This is a genomic window from Burkholderia sp. AU16482 (assembly GCF_002223285.1).
Taxonomy (GTDB): Bacteria; Pseudomonadota; Gammaproteobacteria; order Burkholderiales; family Burkholderiaceae; genus Burkholderia; species Burkholderia semiarida.
The window spans coordinates 516,042-536,567 of the sequence record NZ_NKEY01000009.1; the positions used below are offsets into that span (position 1 = coordinate 516,042).

A 20,526-nucleotide genomic window follows, 5' to 3' on the forward strand; every position below is an offset into this window, starting at 1 on the left:
CGGCTCGTCAGCATCGGCGCGCGGCACGGGGATATCGATCAGGCATGCCGGTGTCGATTCCTGACGGACGATCCGGCCAGCGGGACTACTCATGAACGAATCGTCACCCCGGTCCGAAGCGGGGCTCGGCAAGAACGCCGTCGGACTTTCACACATCGTTTTCTTCGTCGTCGCCGCGGCCGCGCCGCTCACCGCGATGGTCGGCGCGACGCCCGCGGCGTTCTCGCTCGGCAACGGCCCCGGCGTGCCCGGCGTCTTCGTGCTGGCGGGCGTCATGTACCTGATCTTCAGCATCGGCTATGCGGCGATGAGCCGGCACATCTCCAACGCGGGCGCATTCTATGCCTACATCGCGAACGGGCTCGGGCGCCCCGCCGGCGTGGGCGGCGCGTTCGTCGCGATCGTCGCGTACAACGCCGTGCAGATCGCGATCTACTGCATGTTCGGCTTCTTCCTGAACGACAGCATCCAGCGGCACTACGGCGTCGACGTGCCGTGGTGGGCATTCGCGCTCGCATGCGTCGTCGCCGTGCACTTCTGCGGTGCGCGACGCATCGAGTTCAGCGGCCGGCTGCTCGGCATGCTGATGATCGGCGAGATCGCGATCGTGATGCTGCTCGATCTCGCGATCATCGCGCACGGCGCGAGCGCCGGCGGCTTCAGCGCGAAACCGTTCAGCCCGGCAATGGTGTTCGCGCCCGGGCTCGGCACCGCGCTCGTGTTCGTGCTCGGCTCGTACATGGGCTTCGAGGCCACGGCGATCTTCTCCGAGGAGGCGCGCGACCCGAAGCGCACGATTCCGCGCGCCACGTACGTGGCCGTGATCCTCATCATGGCGTTCTACGCGCTGTCGTCGTGGGCGATCGTCGAGGCCTGGGGCGAGCGCGCGATCGCCGCGCAGGCCGCACGCGATCCGGCCAACCTCTGGTTCGCCGTCAGCGGTCGACTGCTCGGCGGCATCGCGACGGACGCGATGAACGTCCTGCTCGTCACGAGCCTGTTCGCGGCCATCCTGTCGTTCCACAACACGATCACGCGCTATTTCTACGCGATGGGCCGCGAACGCGTGCTGTGGCGCAAGCTCGGCCATACGTGCCCCGTGCATCGTTGCCCGGACGTCGCCGGCAAGGTGCAGACGCTGATCGCGCTCGCGGCCATCGCCGGATCGGCGGCCTTTCGCCTCGACCCGTTCGCGGTCGTGTTCTCGTGGATGAGCGCGCTGGCCACGATCGGCATCATCGCGGTGCAGATCCTGGTGGCGGCCTCGGTGATCGCGTTCTTCGCGCGCGACCATCGGGACGCCAGCCTCGTGCACCGCCTGATCGCGCCGCTCGTCAGCGTGATCGCGCTCGGCGCCTGCCTCGTGCTGGTCGTGCGCAACCTGTCGGTGCTGAGCGGATCGGATTCGACCTTCGTCGCGATGTTTCCGTATTTCCTCGCCGCCGTCGGCGCGCTCGGCATCCGCGCCGCGCTGCGGTTGAAACGCAGCGACCCCGACCTGTACCGCGCACTCGGACGCGCCGTCCAATAACCGCCGCCCGGACGGTGCCGCACCGCCGTCCCGTCGCCGCCCCGACGCTTTCCCGCCGCCCACGCGCCATGCGACGTGTCGCGCCGGCACGGGTATTCCCTATCCCGATCGCGCCGCAACGGTTGCCGATAGCGGACAAGGCGCGCGATTCCATCGACATACAGTAAAGGCGACGTCGAAGCAGCACGGCGGCGGCCGCCCCCGCCGCCGCCCCGTTCCGCCCGACGATTCGCCCCTGGAAACACGGACACCATGATGAAAATTCAGAATCTGATCGACGGCAGGCATTGCGACGCAGCGGCCGGCCGCACCTTCGACAAACTGGCGCCGGCGACCGGCGACTACGTGGCCGCCGTGCCCGCATCGACCGCCGAGGACGTCGATCGCGCGGTGCGCGCCGCGCACGCGGCGCTGCAAGACGACGCCTGGGCGCGCGCGGGCGGCGCGGCCCGCGCCCGCTGGCTGCTTCGGCTGGCGGACCTGGTCGAGCGCGACGCCGATGCGCTGACGGAATTGCTGGCCGTCGAACAGGGACGTCCGCTTGCCGAGATGCGCATGATGGACCTCCCGATGTGCATCGACACGCTGCGCTACTTCGCCGGCTGGGCCGACAAGCTCGAGGGCCGCACGATTCCGACCGACGGCTTCATGGGCCGCCCGACGCTCAGCTACACGCGGCGTGCGCCGGTGGGCGTCGCCGGTCTGATCATCCCGTGGAACGCGCCGTTGATGATCGCCGTGTGGAAGCTCGCGCCGGCGCTGGCGGCCGGCTGCCCGGTGGTCGTCAAGCCGTCGGAGGACACGCCGCTGGCCGTCGCCCGGCTCGGCGAACTCGTCTGCGAAGCCGGCCTTCCCGCCGGGGTCGTCAACATCGTCCACGGCGTGGGCGCGGAAGTCGGCGCCGCGCTGGTCGCGCACCCGCTCGTGAGCAAGATCAGTTTCACCGGCAGCACCGAAGTCGGCCGCGCGATCGCGGGCGTGGCAGCAAGGACCTTCAAGCGCGTCACGCTGGAACTCGGCGGCAAGGCCGCGCAGATCGTCTTCGCGGACACCGATCTCGACCGTGCGATTCCGTCGCTGATGGCCGGCATGTTCGCGAACCAGGGGCAGACGTGCGCGGCCGGCTCGCGCGTGCTCGCGCACCGCTCGATCGCCCAGGCGCTCGAAGAACGGCTTGCCGACGCGGCCCGGGCGATGCGCGTCGGTCCGCCATCGGAGCCCGGCGTGCAGATGGGCGCGCTCATCAACCCGCGGCACCTCGCACGCGTGCGAGCGCTCGTCGACGGCGCGCTCGCCGAAGGGGCGGTGATGCTCGCCGGCGACGAACAGGTGCCGCCGCGCGGGTGCTTCATGCGCCCGACGATTCTGGGCGGCGTCCATCCGGGCATGCGGATCGCCCGCGACGAGGTATTCGGCCCGGTCGGCATGGTCATGCCGTTCGACACCGAGGACGACGCCGTTCGCATCGCCAACGACACGCCGTTCGGTCTGTCCGCCTCGGTGTGGACGCAGGACGTCGGCACCGCGCACCGCGTCGCCGAACGGCTCGACGTCGGCGCGGTCGCGATCAACGCGTGGAGCCCGATCGACGCACGCCTGCCGTGGGGCGGCACCAAGCAAAGCGGGATCGGGCGCGACCTGTCGAAGGCCGCGCTCGATGCGTACCTCGAGGAAAAGATCGTCACCGCAGCCCTGTGACCCGACGGCGCGCACCGCGCCACAACCCTGTTCAAGCACTTCGCAAGAGAGACGAGAGACACCATGGACTATCAAAAGCGTCAAAAACGATTCTGGCACCCGATGAGCTCGGCGGCCGCCGGGCATACGACTCCCACCGTGATCATCGCGCGCGGCGACGGCAACTACGTGTACGACGTCGAGGGCCACCGCATGCTCGACGGCGTGGGCGGCCTGTGGAACGTCAACGTCGGGCATAACCGGCCGGAAGTGAAAAGCGCGATCGCCCGGCAGATGGACGAACTGTCGTACTACCAGACCTTCGACGGCGTCGCCCATCCGCGCGTCTACGATCTGGCCGACCGCCTGTGCGCGATGTTCGCGCAGGAGGACATGCAGCGGGTCATGTTCGGCAGCGGCGGGTCCGACGCGATCGAGACCGCGCTCAAGATGGCGCGCCAGTACTGGGTCGCCGCGGGCGAGCCGTCGCGCACGAAATTCCTGTCGCTGCGCAACGGCTATCACGGCGTGCACATGGGCGGCACGTCGATTGGCGGCAACGGCGTCTACCATTACAATCACGGCCCGCTGCTGCCCGGCTGCGTGCTGCTCGACACGCCGTGGCTCTATCGCAATCCGTGGAATTGCGACGATCCGCAACAGCTCGTCGAGCACTGCATCCGGCAGATCGAGGAAACGATCGCGTTCCACGGCCCGCAGACCATTGCCGCGTTCGTCGCCGAACCCGTGCAGGGCGCCGGCGGCCTGATCGTCCCGCCGGCCGATTACTGGGCTCGCGTGCGCGCCGTATGCGACCGCAACGGCATCCTGCTGATCGCGGACGAGGTGGTCACCGGCTTCGGCCGCACCGGCAGCCTGCTCTGCAGCCGCGGCTGGGGCGTCGCCGCCGACATCCTGTGCGTCGCCAAGGGCATTTCCGCCGGCTACGTGCCGCTCGGCGCGACGCTGTACAACGGGCGGATCGCCGACGCGATCGAACATGGGGCGGGCTTCTCGCACGTGGTCATGCACGGCTATACGTACAGCGGCCATCCGCTCGCCTGCGCCGCGTCGCTCGCGGTGCTCGACATCGTCGAGGCCGAGGATCTGCCGGGCAATGCGGCGCGGGTCGGCCAGCGCCTGCTCGAGCAATTGCTGCCGCTGAAGGCAGACTTCGAGACCGTCGGCGACGTCCGCGGCAAGGGGCTGATGCTGGCGCTCGACCTGGTGACCGACAAGGCCAGCCGCACGCCGCTCGATCCGGGCAAGGGGTTCGCCGCCCGCGTGGCAGATGCCGCGCGCCGGCGCGGCGTCCTGGTCCGCGCGATCGCGAACAAGGTCGTGATGTCGCCGCCGCTGACGCTGCGGCAGGACGAAGCCGACTTCATCGCGGTGACGCTGCGCGAAGCGCTGCAGGAATGCTGCGCGGATTCGCTGGCGATCGCCTGAGCGCGAACCGGCCCGGCGCACGGGCTTTTCGTCGAAGGTTCGTGCGCGTCGCCGTCCGGCTTCGGTTCGACGACGATCGCCGCGGGGCGCCGAAGTCGACGATCGGCATCCCGCCTGTTCCCGTTTCGTTTTAAAGGAAGACAAGTCAAATGGAAAACCGGGCCGTTGCATTCACGGTGGAGAAATACCCGCTCGCGCTTCGACTGCTGCACTGGGTCAGGGCGATCCTGATCGGCGCGCAGCTCTGGACCGGCTGGACGATGGTCCGGCTCGACGACAACCTGCCGGCCAAGTTCGACTGGTACTACCCGACGCACAAGGAATTCGGCGTGCTCACGCTGCTGGTGGTCGTCACGCAACTGGCAATCCGTTCGATGAAGCCGTTGCCGCCGCTGCCTTCGACCCTGCCGACGCTCGACCGCAAGCTCGCGAAGATCGGCCACTACCTGCTGTATGCGCTGGCGATCGTCGTGCCGCTGATGGGTTATTCGATGTCGAGCACGTTTACGCAGAGCGACGGCGTGCCGTTCTTCTTTTTCCGCGTACCCGAGCTGCTGCCGAAGAACGACCACTGGTTCGAGGCGTTTCAGTGGTTGCACAGGACGCTCGCCTACACGCTGCTCGCGCTCGTCGTGCTGCATGTGCTCGGCGCGCTGAAGCACCGATTCTTCGACCGCAACCCGGAAAACGACGTGCTGCGGCGAATGCTGTAACGCCGCCACGCGGAAACCTCGCGCCCGGTGAGCTTCCGCATCCGGTCCGCCCGATCGCGGCGGGCCGATCTTCTTCACCATAAATATTTCGTTTTACTAACGACAAGCGGACCCGCCGCACGCGTCCGGCGCCGTCGCACGCCGTCGGAAACCGCGCCGCGTGGGCCGCCCACACCTGGAGATCGACGATGAAAAAGATAATGGCGGCCGTATCGGCCGCGAGCGCCATGGGTTTCGGCCTGACGGCCCATGCGCAAGGCACGGTGACGCTGTACGGCCTGATCGACGAGGGCGTCAATTTCACGAGCAACGCGGGCGGCAGCCACGCTTACCAGATGGTCAGCGGCGATACCGTCGGCAGCAACTGGGGCCTGAAAGGGACCGAGAACCTCGGCGGCGGGCTGAGAGCGCTGTTCCAGCTCGAGAACGGTTTCAACGCGAGCACCGGTGCGCTCGGGGTCACGTCGCGGATGTTCGGCAGGCAGGCCTACGTCGGGCTCGATTCCGATCGGTTCGGCACGCTGACGTTCGGCCGCCAGTACGATCCCACGCTCGACATATGGAGCCCTTTCACGGCCACCGGAAACTGGCTCGGCGACTTCGGCGCGCATCCGTACGACAACGACAACGCCGACTGGGACTACCGCATCCAGAACAGCATCAAGTACGTGTCGCCGATGTACGGCGGCTTCAAGGGCGAAGTGCTGTACGGGCTCGCGAATCAGGCGGGCGGCTTCGCGCGGAACCGCGTGTACAGCGCCGCCGTGCAGTACCAGGCGGGCGCATTTTCCGCTGCCGTCGCGTACCTGAAGGCCGACAATGGCGGCGCAACCGCGGGCGGCGCGTTGTCGAGCGACGATACGGTTTTCAGCGGCCGCTCGCAGCAGAACATCGATGCCGGCGCATCGTACAAGTTCAGCGACAAGCTGACGCTGTCCGCCGCGTATTCGCATGTCGACGTGACCAACCCGGAATTGAATCTCTACTTCGCGAACCAGCCGGCGGCAGGCTCGCAGCACGCGTGGAAATTCGACAACTTCGAGGTCAACGGCCAGTATTTCTTCCGGCCGGACGTCTGGCTCGGCGCGGCCTATACCTACACGCATGCACATGTCGCGACGGCGGCGGGCGATGCGTCGCCGAGCTGGCACCAGCTATCGATGATGCTCGACTACGATCTCAGCAAGCGGACCTCGACGTACATTCAGGGCGCGTATCAGCATGCAACCGGCAATACCGGCACCGACTTCGACTACGCACACGTGCTCGGCACGGCCGGGCAGTCGTCGGGCCGCAATCAGCTGGCGTTGCGCGTCGGGATGATGCATCGCTTCTGAACCCGGCGGACCACACGGGCTCGCAGCGTGCGCGGCAGCCCGTGCTTTCCCGAACCGTCAGAACTGATGCCGCACGCCGAGCCGAACCGCCGTCTGCGCCGCACCGGACGCCGGCCCGCCAAGCGCCGCTTCGACCTGGGCGCCGTAAGCACCGTCGTGCCCGCGTGCGAATACCGCGTACAGGCCCGTACGTTTCGACAGCGAATAGTCGGCGCTCAACGTGACCTGATTGGCCGAGCCGACGTCGCCGCCGCGCTGCTGGTACTGGAACCCGCCGCCCAGTTGCAACGACGGCGTGACGGCATAGGTCAGCCCGGCGTCGCAAGTGGTGGCCCGCAGCGGCGCGGCGGCACTGATCCGCACGTCCGACACCATGCCGAAGACGCGGAGCGGACCGACGTTGTAGCCGGCCCCGACCGAGAAATTGCGCAGATTGCCGCCGGCGGTCACGTCGTGCTGGCCGAAATAAGCGAGGGCGGCACTGAACGCGCCCTGTGCGTAGGACAGCATCGCGCTTTGCACGCTGCCGCGCGCGACCGTCCCGGGCACGTTGCCGAACCCCCACATGCCGCCGAACGACAATCCGCCGAATGACGGGCTCACGTACTTCACCGCGTTGTTCACCTGGACGCCCCATACACGGTTGTCGAGCGCGCCGCCCGCCGATGCGTTCGCCGGCAAGCCCCACGCGAGCAGGCCGGCCGGCGTGTTCGCACCGATCGCGAACGCCGGCAGGAGATCGCCGACGAAATCGAACTGCCGCCCGAGCGTCACGGTCCCCCAGTCGCCACCGAGCCCGACGTACGCTTGCGAACTGAACGCGGAGCCCGGCACGGTCAGCGCGCCGTCTGACGTCTGGAACTGGCTTTCGAGCCGAAACACCGCGTAGCCGGCACCGCCGAGATCCTCCCTGCCCGTCAGGCCCCACACGTCGTTGCGCGACACGCCGGCCTGCAACGCGACCTGACGCCCGCCATGCGGGGCGGACGCCACGTCGCTCGTATAGGTCACGCCCGTGTCCAGCGAACCGTAGAGCGTCACGCTCGATTGCGCGAACGTCGGTGCGACGGTTCCGCAGCCGCATAAAGCCATCATCCGAAACCACCCTTTCATCGTCTTCTCCTCATCGAAACTTCCCGGCCGATGCGCGCGCGATCCGACCGGCTCGGCGGCAACCTCGACCGGGTGCGATTTCTTCCATTAAAATAGGAATCCATATCATTCAAGGTGAAACGATCCTCCCCGACGCGGCCGGCCCGCACCGCGCCCATTCGCCGCCGTGGTCCCGGTCGCCGCCCGCACGACATAAGTTAGACTACGGCCTGTCGCCCGCGGCGGCGCATGCCGTGCCGCACCCCGGCAGCCCGCAGCGCGTGCGTCCTTCCCGTTCCATTGCCGCAAGCCGTCTGAATCCCGGATCACGTCATGTCGAGCCTCACCAAAATGCTGTCCATCCTCGACGTCTTCTCTTCGTCCGCGACGTCGATGACCGCCGAGGAAATCGCCGAACACATGGGCTTTTCGCGCACCACGTGCTATCGCTACGTGAAGGAACTGGCGTCCGTCGGCCTGCTCGTCGGCACCAACGGCCGCTATACGCTGGGCCCGCGCATCATCCATCTCGACTACAACATGCGGCAGTCGGACCCGACGCTCACCGCCGCGAAACCCGTCATCCAGAAACTGGTTCAGGTCACCGGCGGCGATGCGCTCGTCTCGACGCTGTTCGACGAGCAGATCATCAACGTGATGCACGAGACCGGCGCCGAGAATCTGCAGTTGGGCTTCGGCCGCGGCCGCATCATGCCGTTGTTCCAGGGCGCGTCGTCGAAGGTGATCGTCGCCGCGATGTCGCGCGCGCGGCTGAAGCGCCTGCACGAACGGCACAACGCCGAGCTGGGCGAGTTCGCCGCCGACTGGACGCAGTTCTGGCGCGCCTGCCAGCAGATCGTCGAGGCCGGATACTGGATCTCGCGCGGCGAGCTCGACGCCGGGTTCGTCGGCATCGCCGCACCGATTCGCACGGCCAGCAGCGGCGACGTCAACAGCAGCCTGTCGCTGATCTTTCGCGCCGAACACTTCGCGCTGTTCGACGAACACGTACTCGGCAAGCTCCTGATCGACGCCACCGCACGGATCGGCGACGCCACCTGAGCATTCGCGCGGCATCGCATCGCGAACGATGCCGCATCCGAAACGCCCACGTGCGCGGTCAGTTCATCTGCGTGATGAACTTGGTGACCAGGTAGCCGTCGAACGTCTCCGTTCCGCCCTCGCTGCCGAAGCCGCTGTCCTTCACGCCGCCGAACGGGATCTCCGCCGGCCCCATGCCGAAGTGATTGATGTTGACCATGCCGGCTTCGAGCGCACGGCCGATCCGGTGCGCATGGCGCGCCGACGTCGTGAACGCGTACGACGCGAGGCCGAACGGCAAGCGGTTGGCTTCGTCGAGCGCATCGTCGAGCGCGTCGAACGGCACGATCCCGACGATCGGCCCGAACGGCTCTTCGTTCATCAGCCGCGTATCACGCGCCGGCCCCAGCACGACCGTCGGTGCGAAATAGTGCCCCGGCCCCGCCGTCGGCAGGCGCGCCCCGCCTGCGGCAATCTCCGCCCCTTTTGCCTTCGCGTCGGCGACGAACGCGTCGATCTCGGCTACGCGTCGCGCATGCGCAAGCGGCCCCATCGTGGTCGCCTCTTCCAGCCCGTAGCCGACGCGGATCTTGCCGACCGCCTCGAGATATGCGGCGACGAACCGGTCGAACACCGGGCGCTGCACGAAAAAACGCGTCGGCGATACGCAGACCTGCCCGGCGTTGCGAAACTTGTATGCGGCCAGCATCGTCGCCGCGCGTTCGACGTCGGCGTCCGCACAGACCAGCACCGGCGCATGGCCGCCTAGTTCCATGGTCATGCGTTTCATGTGCGACGCGGCAAGCGCCGCCAGTTGCTTGCCGACCGGCACCGAACCCGTGAACGAGATCTTGCGCACGAGCGGCGACTCGATCAGTTGCCTGGACACGTCGGCCGGCACGCCCCAGACGATGTTCAGGCAGCCCGCGGGTAATCCGGCGTCGTGGAAGATGCGCGCGAGCGCGACGATCGCGCTCGGCGATTCCTCCGGCCCTTTCAGCACCAGCGTGCACCCGGACGCAAGCGCCGCCGCGATCTTGCGCATCGCCTGGCTGAACGGGAAATTCCACGGCGAGAACGCCGCGCACACGCCGATCGGTTCGCGCAGCACCGTCTGGGCGACGTCCGGGGAGCGCGACGGCACGACGCGGCCGTACGTGCGACGTCCTTCCTCCGCGTGCCATTCGAGCTGCTCGGCGGACGACACGACCTCGGCGATCGCCTCGCGAAGCGGCTTGCCCTGGTCCATCGTGATGTGACGTCCGATCGCGTCGGCGCGCTCGCGCACCAGCGCAGCCGCGCGGCGCAGGATGTCCGAGCGCGCGAGCGGCGACTCGCGGCGCCACGTCGCGAACGCGCGATGCGCGGCGCGCACCGCGGCGTCGATATCGGCCGGCGTCGCATGCGGCAGGTCGCCGAGCACGTCGCCGGTGCCCGGATCGAGAACGGGCTGCGTGCGCCGGCCGTCGGCCTGAAAGAACCGGCCGTCGATATACAGATGGAGCGACGCGTAATCGCGCCGCACATCGGGTGCTATGTGGGAGGTCAAGGGCGTAAACGGAATCAAGACGGATACCTCGGTAGAAACTGCACGATGGGCCGGGCAACGCGACGATCGCATCACGCGGCCGATGGCGGTGCGCGCAGCAGGCCGCCGATTTCCTGTCGGAGGATCTGGTTTTCCTGCCGGACGAGCAGATGCCGGACCTTGCCGCGAAACGTCCTGAATTCGGGATCGGCCATCAGCACCGCACGACGCCGGGCACGATCGTCCAGCGAATCGAACGCCCACAGATAGACGAGCTGGTTCAGCGGTCCGATCTCCGTCGCGAAACACCCGACCATCGTGCCGAGCGCGTGCTCCTGCGGTGCGCGACCGCATTCCGCGTACAGCCGCAGATACTCGGCGACGCCGCCCGGCACCAGCGTGTACGTGCGTTGCTCAACAAACATGCGCGCTCTCCCGTTGTCGCGCCGCAAACGCGTGGAATGCCGCGGTCACGCCCGCCATGCCGGCCGCGTCCGTCTGCGCCGCCACATAGCGGTCCGGACGGACGACGACGAGCGGCCCCGCGTGCCTGTCGAACCATTCGGCCATCGCGTTGTCGACGTCCTCGACGCACTCGCTGCCGTGCGCGCTCGCGATGCGCTGCTCGCGGCACGTTCCGCTGCGCGAACGGACGATCTGCACGAATTTCGCGCCCAGCGCGGCCCAGAACGCGCGATCGTCGTCGCTCAGGCACGCCTGTGGGTCGCATCGCCAGCCGATGACCGAAAACCACGGGCCGAGCACGTCGTCGAGCTTGCGACGGGCGCCGTCGGCCGTTTCGACGTCGGGCTGGACGATCATGCGCCCGACGGCGCCCGACGCGCCGGTGACCACGATCCCGTGCGTATAGCTCGGCATCGGCTTGAAGCGCATCTGCAGCACGTAATCCTTCAGGCCGGGCGCATGGCGCGCGAGCCCGAGGAACCGGTCGCGCAGGAACGCGACCAGACGGCTGGTCGGCATCAGCATCGCGCCGAAGGTGTCCGCGAGATCGATCATCGCCTTCGCGTGATCGCGGCGCTCCGATTCGTACGTCGAGATCACGCTCCGGTGCAACGTGCCGTTCACGACCCCCGCGAGCTTCCATGCGAGATTGCCCACGTCGCGCAGCCCCGCGTTCAGCCCCTGGCCGATCCACGGCGGGCTCAGGTGGGCGGCGTCGCCGATGAGCGCCACGCGTCCGGCGACGAAACGTTCGGCCACGCGAGAGTGATGCGTGTAGGTGCGCGCACGCACGATCTCGATGCGATCGACGTCGTCGACGTACGGTTCGATCAGCGCGCGGATCGACTCCGGTTGCGCGATCGCCGCTTCGTCCTCGTGCGGAAACACGAGAAATTCCCAGCGTCGGTAGTTGAACGGCAGATAGATGCAGACGTTCGGGCGTCGCGGGTCGCAGTTCAGCGCGGTACACGGCTGGTCGAGCTGCGCGTTCTTCACGTCGACCACGACCCATTTGATCGGATGCGTCGTACCGGCCAGCCTGATGCCGAGCATCTCGCGCACGGGGCTGCGTCCGCCGTCGGCCGCCACCACGTAGTCGGCATCGAGTTCGTATTGCCGCCCGTCGGCGGCACGCACCTGAAGCGTCACGCCTTCGTCGTCCTGCTCCAGGCCGACCACCTCTTCGCCCGTGCGCAGGGACACGTGCGGATAGCGCGCCAGCGCGTCGCGCAGCGTACGCTCGGCCAGGTGCTGCATGAAGATGTTGCGTCGCCACCAGCCGAACTCGCGTATCGACGGACGGATGTCGGCGAAACATTCGCCGTTCGCCTTGAACATGCGCAGCGGCACGTTCTGGATGATGTCGCGGCTCAGCTCGTCGGCCAGACCGGCCGTCTGAAACAGCCGCAGCGCCTCGTCGTCGATGCCGACCGCACGCGGGAACTCGACGATCCGCGCCTCGCGTTCGACGATGATCGTATCGACGCCATACAGGCCGAGCAGGTTGGCCATGGCCGCACCATTCGGCCCCGCGCCGACGATGGCGACCTTGGTCCGGTTCCGGTTGTTCGCTTTCATTCGCCGGCGCCTCCCGCGCGCCATGCGGCGTCGTCGAGACGATCGAGCCAGGTGCGCAGCGCGTGATTGAATGCATCGGGCCGATCGTCGTGCACGTAATGCGTCGCGCCGGGTATGTCGATCCGTTCGATCTCCGCATTGGCGGCCGCCATTTCGGCCGCCACGTCCGCGGACAGGAAATCCGAGTCTCCGCCGCGCAACAACAACGTGGGCACGTGCAGATTGAGGATCAGCGGCCAAAGATGGACGAGTTGCGCCGGTGTCGCGGCCAGCCGGGCCGCCGCGATCCCTTGCGCGTCGTGCCGCCATACGATCCGGCCGCGCGCGTCCGCCTTCAGCGAGTGTGCGAGGCGCGAGTCGAGCGCGGATTCCGCGACGTTCGGCCGCTGGCGTCGCCAGAACGCGCGCGCGTCGTCCCACGACGCGAACGCGTCCGGCGTGTCCCGCAGCTCGCGCTTGATGCGCTCGGAACCCGGCGATCCGGCCGACGCACCGGGGCCCATGTCCTCGATCACGAGACCGGCGAGCCGCTCCGGTCGTGCCGCCGCGTAGACGAACGCGTTGGCCCCGCCCATCGAGTGCCCGGCCAGCACGAACCGTCGCAGGTCGAGCGCCCGCACCAGCGCGTCGAGATCGCGCACGTAGGCCGCCGCGTAGTAGTCCCGCCGAGGATCCCAGTCGCTCAGCCCGCGCCCGCGCTGATCGAGCGCGACGACCCGGTAGCGGTCGACCAGCGCATCGGCGACGCTCGCCCAGGTATGCGCGTAACTGCGCAAGCCGTGCAGCATCACCACGGCCGGCGCATCGTCACGCCCCCAGCTCACGTAGTGCAGCCGCAATCCATCGTTGTCGATCCATCCATCCCTGGCGGATGCCGCGTTCATCATGTGCTCCCCGGCCGGCATGCGCGATCAGACCAGACCGTCGCGACCGACGATCTCGCTCGCCTTCAGGCCGCCGAGCCGCGCATGCAGCCGGCCGCGCGTCGCGAACGCGAAGATCACCAGCACTTCGTCGTCGTTGGGCGCATCGGGAAACAGGCACGTCACCGTGTCGTAGTGCGAGCGCACGTAGAGCGCATCCTTGTGCGCGAGCGGCACGTCGATCACCGTATTGATCGGGCCGCGCTTGCCGCTCGACGGCACCCACGCTTTCCCGCCGCCCAGCGCCGCCCGGATCGGCTCGGCGAAGATCGACGTGAGGAACGCGTTGCCGTGTTCGTATTCGCCGGCCGAGCCGACCAGGCAGGCCTTGCCGTAGCTCTCGATCGCGCGGCCGGCGGCGAGCGATTCGATGCGTCGCGCGAATTCCTTGCCGAGCGCGGGCGACGGGCGCACGAGATCGTCGAGGTTTTCGCTGAATCGTCCCGCGTACGGGTTGTGAACGGCCGCGGCGATCACGATCTTGCGCAGCGGCTCGCCATCCGCGAGCTGGCCGGTTTCGTTCGCGAGCGAATCCTCGATCTGCGTGTACCACTTGCGGATATGAAAGCCTTCGAAATTGGCGGTCTTGCTCATCAGTATTCCTTTATAAAACGTCGATGATGCGGATTGAGACGCGGCGCTTCAGTCGAACAACGGTTCGAGCTGGAACGGATCGCTCGGCGCGTTGTATCGATGCAGCACGCGCTTGCCCTCTTCGTCGTCCGTGACGGTCTCGCAGAAGAATTCGAGCCGGTTGCCGTCGGGGTCCGTGAAATACACGCCGATCCCGACCTTGTGATCGGTGATCTTGACGATCGGCACGCCGCGGCGAAGCAGCATCCCGTACAGGCGACGCAATTCGGTCAGCCCGCCGGCGATCTCGAGGCCGTAGTGCTGCAGGCCGATCGTGCCGAGCTCCGCATCGGACGCCGCGCGAATCAGCGCGATGTCGTGGTGCTTCTGGCCGAACGACATGAACACCCACTGCTCGCCGCGCGCGGTTTCCGTCATGCCGAGCACCTCGGCGTACCACGTGCTCGAACGGACGGGGTCGCGCACGAACAGCGACAGGTGCGTGCGCTGCACGCGCGGCGTCGGCAGCGGCAGGCCGCTCGCGTTCGCGCGCTCGGCGTGTTGCCGGATATCGGACGGTGTCATCGTTCGCTCCGCTCAGTGGGTCGACTGCGCGTGGGCGGCCAGCGGCGCCTCGAACGGCGTCCACGCCACCGCCGTGATCTCGCTGAAATCGCGCCATTCCTTGATCCAGTTCCGGCCGCCGTCGCTCGAACGGAACAGGTGCCCATACTTGGTGCCCGCATAGACGAGCGCCGGCCGGGCCGCATGCACGCCGAACGCCCAGAACGTGGAGTTCGGCGGCGTGTGCAGGTCCATCTCGCGCCACGCGTGGCCGCGATCGGCCGAGCGGTAGATTCGGCTGCGGGTGCCCGGCGTGCCGTCGCCGATCGCCATCAGCAGGTCGCCTTCCGGCTCCGGCAGTTGTACGACGGTGCGCGTGTAGTACAGCCCGTCGAAGCGGTCGCGCGACAGCTTGCCGTCCCAGGTCCGGCCGTCGTCCTCGCTCACGTACACGGCGTTGACCGTCAGCAGCACCGTGGTCTTCGGCCGGTCTTGCGCGGCGGGCAGCACGGCGATCGCGTGAATGTCGCTGTTGCGGATCGCGCTGCCGGGGCCGTCCACGCGCGCCCAGCTCGCACCGGCATCCCGGCTGCGCCACGCGCCGCCCTCCTCCACGCCGTACCAGACGTTGCTGCTGTCGTCCGAATCCACGCAGATCGTCAGCAGCCGCGGACGGTTGACGCCCGAGCAGAACTCCGGCAGCTCGGGGGCCGTTCTCGCCCAGGTCAAGCCCGCGTCGCTCGACTTGTAAAGCGCGGCACGCGACGGCGCGCCGGTGCCGGCATAGAGCACCGCCGGGTTCGCCGGATCGATCGCGATGGACCAGACCGTCTGCCCGTTCAGCAGGTTGTCCGGCCGAAACCAGTGCGCGCCGCCATCCTCGCTGATGCACAGCCCCGAATCGGCGCCGGCATAGACGCGCGACGGCGTCGCGGGATCCACCGCGAGCGAGCGCACGATGCCGTCGAACTCGATCGGTTCGGCGAGCCCGAGGCGATGCCAGGTCTTGCCGTCGTCGTTCGAGCGCAGGATGCCTTGCCCCGCGGTGGCGACCAGTACGGTTGCGGTCATGAAATGCTCCTCGTGTCAGAGAAAAATGCCGCGCGTGAGCCCGCCGTCGCAGCCGATCGATTCGCCGGTGATCGAGCCGGACTTCGGCGACGCGAGAAACGCGACGATCCACCCCATTTCTTCCGGCTGCAGCACGCGGCGGATCGGCGTGACCTTCACGTAGTTGGCCTCGACCTCCGCGGCCGTGAGCCCCTGCTTGCGCGCCTCCGTCTCGTAGAGCTCGTGGATGTGCGGCGTTTCGACGACGCCCGGGTGAATCGTGTTGACCGTGATGCCGAACGGGCCGAGCTGGTCGGACAGCGTCTTGGTCAGGTGGACGATCGCCACGTTGCGCATGCCCGACAGTTGCTTGCTGCCGCGGCCGGTCAGGCCGCCGATATTGACGATCCGGCCGAAGCCGTTGCGCCGCATGTACGGCGCGGCCGCCTTCGCGCAACGCAGGTAGCCGACCACCTTGATATCGATGTCCTGCAGCAACCCTTGCGGATCGGCATGCTCCAGCTCCGCCCGCACGAGCCCGCCCGGGTGCGCCGCGCCGTTCAGCAGGATGTCGAGCCGGCCGAAGCGCTCGACGCTCGCTGCCATCGCCGCTTCGACCGACGCCATGTCGGTCGTGTCCACCGTGACGGGCACGATGGCGCCGGCCGCGCTGCCCAGCGGCGCGAGCGCCGCGCGAATCTCGGCGGCCGCGACTTCGAGGTGTTCGATGCGTCGCGCGGCGATCGCGACGTTGACGCCTTCGCGCGCCAGTTCGAGCGCGACGGCCTTGCCGATGCCCATGCTGCCGCCGGTGATGAACGCGGCTTTTCCGTGCAGTTGCAGATCCATGTCGATGAAAGGTGAGAGTCGGGATTGAGGAAACGAGCGCGTGACGCGATCAGGACAACCGCATTTCGACGAGCGTCGGCCCGTCGGTGCGCGCGAGCGCGCCGTCGAGCGCCTGCACCAGCGCATGCGTGTCGCTCACGCGTTGGGCCGGCACGCCATAGCCGCGCGACAGCGCGAGCCAGTCGATCGGCGGATCGTCCAGCAGCGTCAGGCGGCTGGCGTGCGGCGTGTCGGCCGGCAGGCCGCTGCGCGCGAGCTCGGTCTGCAGGATGCCGTAGCGCCGGTTCGATGCGATCAGCATCACGATCGGCAAACGCTCGCGCGCCATCGTCCACAGCGACTGGATCGTGTACTGCGCACTGCCGTCGGACTGCAGCGCGAACACGCGGCGCGCCGGGCACGCGACGGCGGCGCCGAGCGCCACCGGCAGCCCCTGGCCGATCGCGCCGCCCGTGTTCGTGAGAATGGTGTGGCGGCGCGCGCGTGCCGACGCGGTCACGAACGGGTAGCCGCACGTGCCGCCCTCGATCGACACGATCGCATCGTCGGGCAGTGCATTCGCGAGCACGCGGCCGACGGCCTGCGGTGTGAGCGGCCCGTCCTCCACGCGCCAGCGCTCGACGCGCACGCCATCGTCATTCGTTGCCGCCGCACCGATGCGATCGGCCAGCGCCTCCAGCGCGTCGTCCGCCGCGTCGCCCGGCGCCGCCAGCGTCACGATGTCCTCCGGCCGCGCGAGTTCGCCCGGAATGCCTTCGTAGCCGAAGTAAGTGACGGGCGCGAGCGCGCCGGCCAGCACCACGCGCCGGCCGGCCAGCGCCGCGAGCGCCGGCTCGGGGAAATACGGCAGGCGGTCGATGTCCGGCAGGCCGCCGCCGCGCTCCGCCCGCGCGGGAAACGTCTCGCTGAAGCAGGTCGCACCGGTTGCCGCCGCGATGCGCGCCGCCGCACGCTGGCCGCGCGCCGACAGCGCGCGGGCGCCCATCAGCAGGACGGCGCGATGGCCGCCGAGCAGCAGATCGGCAACCTGTTCGACGCGAGCGGCATCGAACGACACCGCGGCCGGGCGCACGACGGCGGGCCACGCAGCACCGCGCACCTTGGCCGACTGGAGATCGACGGGCAGCACGAGCGTCGCGACGCCGCGCCGCGCGCCCATCGCGGCCGAAATCGCGTCGGCCGTATCCGTCGCGAGGTCCGCGTCGCGCGCCACGCTGCGATACCACACGGACACCGGACGGGCGAGCGATTCGATGTCGGACGTCAGCGGCGCGTCGTACTTCAGATGCTCGCGCGTGTGATCGCCGACGATGTTCAGGATCGGCGTGCGGGCGCGGCGCGCATTGTGCAGGTTGGCAATGCCGTTGGCGTGGCCGGGCCCGAGGTGCAGCAGCGTCATCGCGGGCTTGCCGGCCATGCGGCCATAGCCGTCCGCGGCGCCGGTGCACACGCCCTCGAACAGCCCGAGGATCGAGCGCATGCCCGCCACGGTGTCGAGCGCACCGACGAACGGCATCTCGGTCGTGCCGGGATTGGCGAAACAGACGTCGACGCCGGCATCACGCGCCGTGGTGAGCACGACGCTCGCCCCGCTTGTTGCTTCGATATCGCTGTTCAACGCTGGAATGTTCATGCGGCTGCTCGACGGGTTTGGCTGAAGTGTTTTTACTGTAATCCCGAATTACGGGATTTGTCAAACCATCCAGTTTCAATTTCGCACTCCATCGAGGCCCGCGTTTACCCGTAATCTCACCGTTCAATTCTGCAAGTAACAAGACAGGCGAACTGTTCAGCCTCCATCAACCAACGACATATTTCCCACAATTCGGAATTTAACGAAATCGACACATCAGATCGATCGCATCCGTCGGGCGCGCCGTTTTGCTTCCCGCACTCAATCTCAAAATTACGATTGCAAATGCCTCTCATTTGCATTAAATTGCCGCGCGAATGTACTGTTTGGAACACAGATGTCGGCGCAAGGCCGCCCGCCGTGCCCGAACGCGAAGCACATCAAAAGGGAGGAGTATGAGCAGGAGGAACTGGGCGGCCGCACCGATGGCCATCGTCGTCGGCACGGCCGGCATGGGCGCCGCCGACGCGCAGGAAACGGCGCTGCCGACCATCGAGGTGTCCGCGCAACGCGCGACGGCGCCGTTCCGCACGCGCGAATCGACGAGCGCGACGCGCAGCGAGGCGGACGTGATGGAGATTCCGTTCGCGGTCAGCAGCGTCGATACGAAGCTGATCCAGACCGTGGCCGCGACGCGCGGCGACGATCTTTACGACTGGGTCGCGGGCGTCTCGCGCCAGAACAACTTCGGCGGCCTGTGGGACAACTACGCGGTGCGCGGCTTCGCCGGCGACGGCAACACGTCCGGCACCGACTACCTGGTCAACGGCTTTTCGTGGAATCGCGGCATGAGCGTGCCGCGCGACACCGTGAACCTCGAGCGCATGGAAGTGCTCAAGGGGCCGGCGTCCGCACTGTATGGCCGCGGCGATCCGGGCGGGATCATCAGCTATACGACGAAGCAGCCGCAGTTCACCCGCGCGAACACCATCGGCGTGTCGGCCGGCAGCTACGGCGCATTGCGCCAGACGCTCGATTCGACCGGCCCCGTCACGAAATCGCTGGCGTACCGCTTCGTCGCGATGAACGAGAACAACGGCAGCTTTCGCGACACGGTGTCAAGCAAACGCTACCTGTTCTCGCCGTCGTTCACCTGGGACATCGGCGCGGACACAACACTGCACTACGAATTCGAGAGTGCGCGTCAGCGCGCGCCGCTCGATCGCGGCGTGCTGGCGGTCAACGGGCAGCTCGGCGTGATCCCCGCGTCGCGTTTTCTCGGCGAGCCGCGCGACGGCGACTATGACGTGCGCAACACGGGCCACCAGTTCACGCTCGAGCATCGCATCGATTCAGGCTGGTCGATCAACGCGGGCGTCGCGCAACGCAACACCGACCTGTCGGGACGCTCGTCCGAAGCGTTCGCATTGCAGCCGGACGGCCGCACGCTGTGGCGCCGCTACCGGCAAGTCGCGTTTCATTCGAACGACCTGCAAGGCCGCCTCGAGACGACCGGCGCGTTCCGCACGGGCGGCATCGGCCATACGCTCGTGATGGGCGTCGATGCGTACCGCTTCAACTACGATCAGTTCGTCACGCGCTCCACGCCGAGCGCCGCGGCGCCGTATGCGATCGACATCTTCGATCCGGTCTACGGCCAGCCCGCGCCGACGCCGCGCACCGCGACCAACCTGCTCGAACGCGACGACGGTCAAGGCGTCTACGCGCAGGACACGCTCGCGTTCGGGCCGCACTGGAAAATCCTGGCCGGGCTGCGCTGGGATCGCTTCCACCAGTCGATCGACAACCGCCTGAAGGGCGTGACGACGAGCCAGTTGCAGACCGCGGTGAGCCCGCGTCTCGGCGTCGTGTATGAAATGAGCCCCGCGTTGTCGCTGTATGCGAACACCGCGTATTCGTTCCGGCCGAACAACGGCGCCGACGTCGGCGGCAACGCGTTCGATCCCGAAAAGGGCCACGGCTACGAAGCCGGCGCGAAATGGGCCGGCGCGCGCTCGCTCACGACCGTCTCGGCGTTCTACGTGACCAAGCGCAACGTGCTCACCGCCGATCCGGCGAATGCCGGCTTCTCGCGCGCGGCCGGCGAAGTGCGCAGCCGCGGCATCGAATTCGAATGGAGCGGCGACCTCGGACACGGCTTGCGCGGCATCGCCAATCTCGCGTACGTCGATGCGGAGGTCACGCGCGACACCGTGCTCGCGCCCGGTTCGCGCCTCGTCGACGTACCGCGGCTGAGCGGCAGCGCACTGCTGATGTACGAGACGACCCTGCCGTTCGCGGACAAGGCCGGCGCCGGCGCCGGCGTGATCTACGTCGGGCGCCGGGCCGGCAACACGGCCAACACGCAGGACGGCTTCGAACTGCCGGCCTACGCGACCGTGCAGCTCAACGGCTATCTTCAGGTCAACAAGCACCTGCGTGCGTCGGTCGTGCTGAACAACCTGTTCAATCGCACCACGTACGTCAGCTCGTACAACAGCCTGTGGGTCACGCCGGGCGCGCCGCGCAGCCTGTTCGCGTCGCTCGCCTACTCGTTCTAGCACGACCAGGACGGCTGACGCG

17 protein-coding genes are annotated in these 20,526 nt (G+C 67.9%); 7 read left to right on the forward strand and 10 right to left on the reverse strand.

Features of this window, described 5'->3' with window-relative positions:
- The first annotated feature begins 91 nt into the window (after positions 1 to 91).
- From CFB35_RS32860 to CFB35_RS32880, 5 genes are all read left to right on the forward strand, one after another.
- Entirely contained in the window at positions 92 to 1,531 is a 1,440-nt protein-coding gene (locus CFB35_RS32860) for an APC family permease (protein ID WP_059577807.1), read from the forward strand.
- 252 nt (positions 1,532 to 1,783) lie between these two features.
- Positions 1,784 to 3,229, forward strand: a complete 1,446-nt coding sequence (locus CFB35_RS32865) for an aldehyde dehydrogenase (RefSeq protein WP_059577804.1) — start codon at positions 1,784 to 1,786, stop codon at positions 3,227 to 3,229.
- A gap of 63 nt (positions 3,230 to 3,292) precedes the next feature.
- Complete coding sequence (locus tag CFB35_RS32870) at positions 3,293 to 4,657, forward strand: aspartate aminotransferase family protein (RefSeq protein ID WP_059577801.1); 1,365 nt, start codon at positions 3,293 to 3,295, stop codon at positions 4,655 to 4,657.
- Between the two features lie 149 nt (positions 4,658 to 4,806).
- Entirely contained in the window at positions 4,807 to 5,370 is a 564-nt protein-coding gene (locus CFB35_RS32875) for a cytochrome b (RefSeq protein ID WP_059577799.1), read from the forward strand.
- Between the two features lie 188 nt (positions 5,371 to 5,558).
- Positions 5,559 to 6,707 (forward strand): porin, encoded by a 1,149-nt coding sequence (locus CFB35_RS32880; RefSeq protein ID WP_059577796.1) that lies wholly within the window; start codon positions 5,559 to 5,561, stop codon positions 6,705 to 6,707.
- 57 nt (positions 6,708 to 6,764) lie between these two features.
- Here the strand turns inward: CFB35_RS32880 and CFB35_RS32885 are convergent, their stop codons facing one another.
- A complete protein-coding gene (locus tag CFB35_RS32885) occupies positions 6,765 to 7,820 on the reverse strand; it encodes a porin (protein WP_059577793.1) in 1,056 nt (351 codons plus the stop codon).
- A 312-nt stretch (positions 7,821 to 8,132) separates the two neighbouring features.
- Here CFB35_RS32885 and CFB35_RS32890 point away from each other — a divergent pair, with 312 nt between their 5' ends.
- Positions 8,133 to 8,861, forward strand: a complete 729-nt coding sequence (locus CFB35_RS32890) for an IclR family transcriptional regulator (protein WP_059577791.1) — start codon at positions 8,133 to 8,135, stop codon at positions 8,859 to 8,861.
- 58 nt (positions 8,862 to 8,919) lie between these two features.
- Here CFB35_RS32890 and CFB35_RS32895 read toward each other — a convergent pair whose 3' ends face one another.
- Genes CFB35_RS32895 through CFB35_RS32935 form a run of 9 tightly spaced genes read right to left on the reverse strand, consistent with a single transcriptional unit; the run spans position 8,920 to position 18,003 of the window.
- Positions 8,920 to 10,407 (reverse strand): NAD-dependent succinate-semialdehyde dehydrogenase, encoded by a 1,488-nt coding sequence (locus tag CFB35_RS32895; protein WP_059577788.1) that lies wholly within the window; start codon positions 10,405 to 10,407, stop codon positions 8,920 to 8,922.
- A gap of 53 nt (positions 10,408 to 10,460) precedes the next feature.
- A complete protein-coding gene (locus tag CFB35_RS32900; protein WP_059577785.1) occupies positions 10,461 to 10,793 on the reverse strand; it encodes an NIPSNAP family protein in 333 nt (110 codons plus the stop codon).
- Complete coding sequence (locus CFB35_RS32905; RefSeq protein WP_059578038.1) at positions 10,783 to 12,411, reverse strand: bifunctional 3-(3-hydroxy-phenyl)propionate/3-hydroxycinnamic acid hydroxylase; 1,629 nt, start codon at positions 12,409 to 12,411, stop codon at positions 10,783 to 10,785. Before CFB35_RS32905 ends, CFB35_RS32900 begins: the two co-directional genes overlap by 11 nt.
- Positions 12,408 to 13,295: an alpha/beta fold hydrolase gene (locus tag CFB35_RS32910; protein ID WP_179231827.1), complete on the reverse strand. Its 888-nt coding sequence runs from the start codon at positions 13,293 to 13,295 to the stop codon at positions 12,408 to 12,410. The genes CFB35_RS32905 and CFB35_RS32910 overlap by 4 nt, the downstream gene beginning before the upstream one ends.
- A 27-nt stretch (positions 13,296 to 13,322) precedes the next feature.
- On the reverse strand, positions 13,323 to 13,928 hold the full coding sequence (locus CFB35_RS32915; RefSeq protein WP_059577779.1) for an amino acid synthesis family protein: 606 nt from the start codon (positions 13,926 to 13,928) through the stop codon (positions 13,323 to 13,325).
- A 48-nt stretch (positions 13,929 to 13,976) separates the two neighbouring features.
- Positions 13,977 to 14,492 carry a VOC family protein gene (locus CFB35_RS32920; RefSeq protein WP_059577776.1) on the reverse strand — a complete coding sequence of 172 codons (516 nt, stop codon included), beginning with the start codon at positions 14,490 to 14,492 and terminating at the stop codon, positions 13,977 to 13,979.
- A gap of 12 nt (positions 14,493 to 14,504) precedes the next feature.
- Entirely contained in the window at positions 14,505 to 15,542 is a 1,038-nt protein-coding gene (locus tag CFB35_RS32925) for a sialidase family protein (protein WP_059577773.1), read from the reverse strand.
- A 15-nt stretch (positions 15,543 to 15,557) separates the two neighbouring features.
- Entirely contained in the window at positions 15,558 to 16,370 is an 813-nt protein-coding gene (locus tag CFB35_RS32930; RefSeq protein ID WP_059577770.1) for an SDR family NAD(P)-dependent oxidoreductase, read from the reverse strand.
- A gap of 49 nt (positions 16,371 to 16,419) precedes the next feature.
- The gene (locus CFB35_RS32935) at positions 16,420 to 18,003 is read right to left on the reverse strand and encodes an acetolactate synthase large subunit (RefSeq protein ID WP_059577767.1); all 1,584 of its coding nucleotides are present in this window, start codon (positions 18,001 to 18,003) and stop codon (positions 16,420 to 16,422) included.
- Positions 18,004 to 18,398: 395 nt separating this feature from the next.
- Between CFB35_RS32935 and CFB35_RS32940 the strand changes: the two genes are divergently transcribed.
- Entirely contained in the window at positions 18,399 to 20,504 is a 2,106-nt protein-coding gene (locus CFB35_RS32940) for a TonB-dependent siderophore receptor (protein ID WP_059577764.1), read from the forward strand.
- The last annotated feature ends 22 nt before the right edge of the window (positions 20,505 to 20,526 follow it).

Coding starts and splice junctions, on each gene's coding strand:
- CFB35_RS32860 (WP_059577807.1), top strand. CDS start 92: ATGAACGAATCGTCACCCCGGTCCGAAGCGGGGCTCGGCAAGAACGCC.
- CFB35_RS32865 (WP_059577804.1), top strand. CDS start 1,784: ATGATGAAAATTCAGAATCTGATCGACGGCAGGCATTGCGACGCAGCG.
- CFB35_RS32870 (WP_059577801.1), top strand. CDS start 3,293: ATGGACTATCAAAAGCGTCAAAAACGATTCTGGCACCCGATGAGCTCG.
- CFB35_RS32875 (WP_059577799.1), top strand. CDS start 4,807: ATGGAAAACCGGGCCGTTGCATTCACGGTGGAGAAATACCCGCTCGCG.
- CFB35_RS32880 (WP_059577796.1), top strand. CDS start 5,559: ATGAAAAAGATAATGGCGGCCGTATCGGCCGCGAGCGCCATGGGTTTC.
- CFB35_RS32885 (WP_059577793.1), bottom strand. CDS start 7,820: ATGAAAGGGTGGTTTCGGATGATGGCTTTATGCGGCTGCGGAACCGTC.
- CFB35_RS32890 (WP_059577791.1), top strand. CDS start 8,133: ATGTCGAGCCTCACCAAAATGCTGTCCATCCTCGACGTCTTCTCTTCG.
- CFB35_RS32900 (WP_059577785.1), bottom strand. CDS start 10,793: ATGTTTGTTGAGCAACGCACGTACACGCTGGTGCCGGGCGGCGTCGCC.
- CFB35_RS32905 (WP_059578038.1), bottom strand. CDS start 12,411: ATGAAAGCGAACAACCGGAACCGGACCAAGGTCGCCATCGTCGGCGCG.
- CFB35_RS32910 (WP_179231827.1), bottom strand. CDS start 13,295: ATGAACGCGGCATCCGCCAGGGATGGATGGATCGACAACGATGGATTG.
- CFB35_RS32915 (WP_059577779.1), bottom strand. CDS start 13,928: ATGAGCAAGACCGCCAATTTCGAAGGCTTTCATATCCGCAAGTGGTAC.
- CFB35_RS32920 (WP_059577776.1), bottom strand. CDS start 14,492: ATGACACCGTCCGATATCCGGCAACACGCCGAGCGCGCGAACGCGAGC.
- CFB35_RS32925 (WP_059577773.1), bottom strand. CDS start 15,542: ATGACCGCAACCGTACTGGTCGCCACCGCGGGGCAAGGCATCCTGCGC.
- CFB35_RS32930 (WP_059577770.1), bottom strand. CDS start 16,370: ATGGATCTGCAACTGCACGGAAAAGCCGCGTTCATCACCGGCGGCAGC.
- CFB35_RS32935 (WP_059577767.1), bottom strand. CDS start 18,003: ATGAACATTCCAGCGTTGAACAGCGATATCGAAGCAACAAGCGGGGCG.
- CFB35_RS32940 (WP_059577764.1), top strand. CDS start 18,399: ATGAGCAGGAGGAACTGGGCGGCCGCACCGATGGCCATCGTCGTCGGC.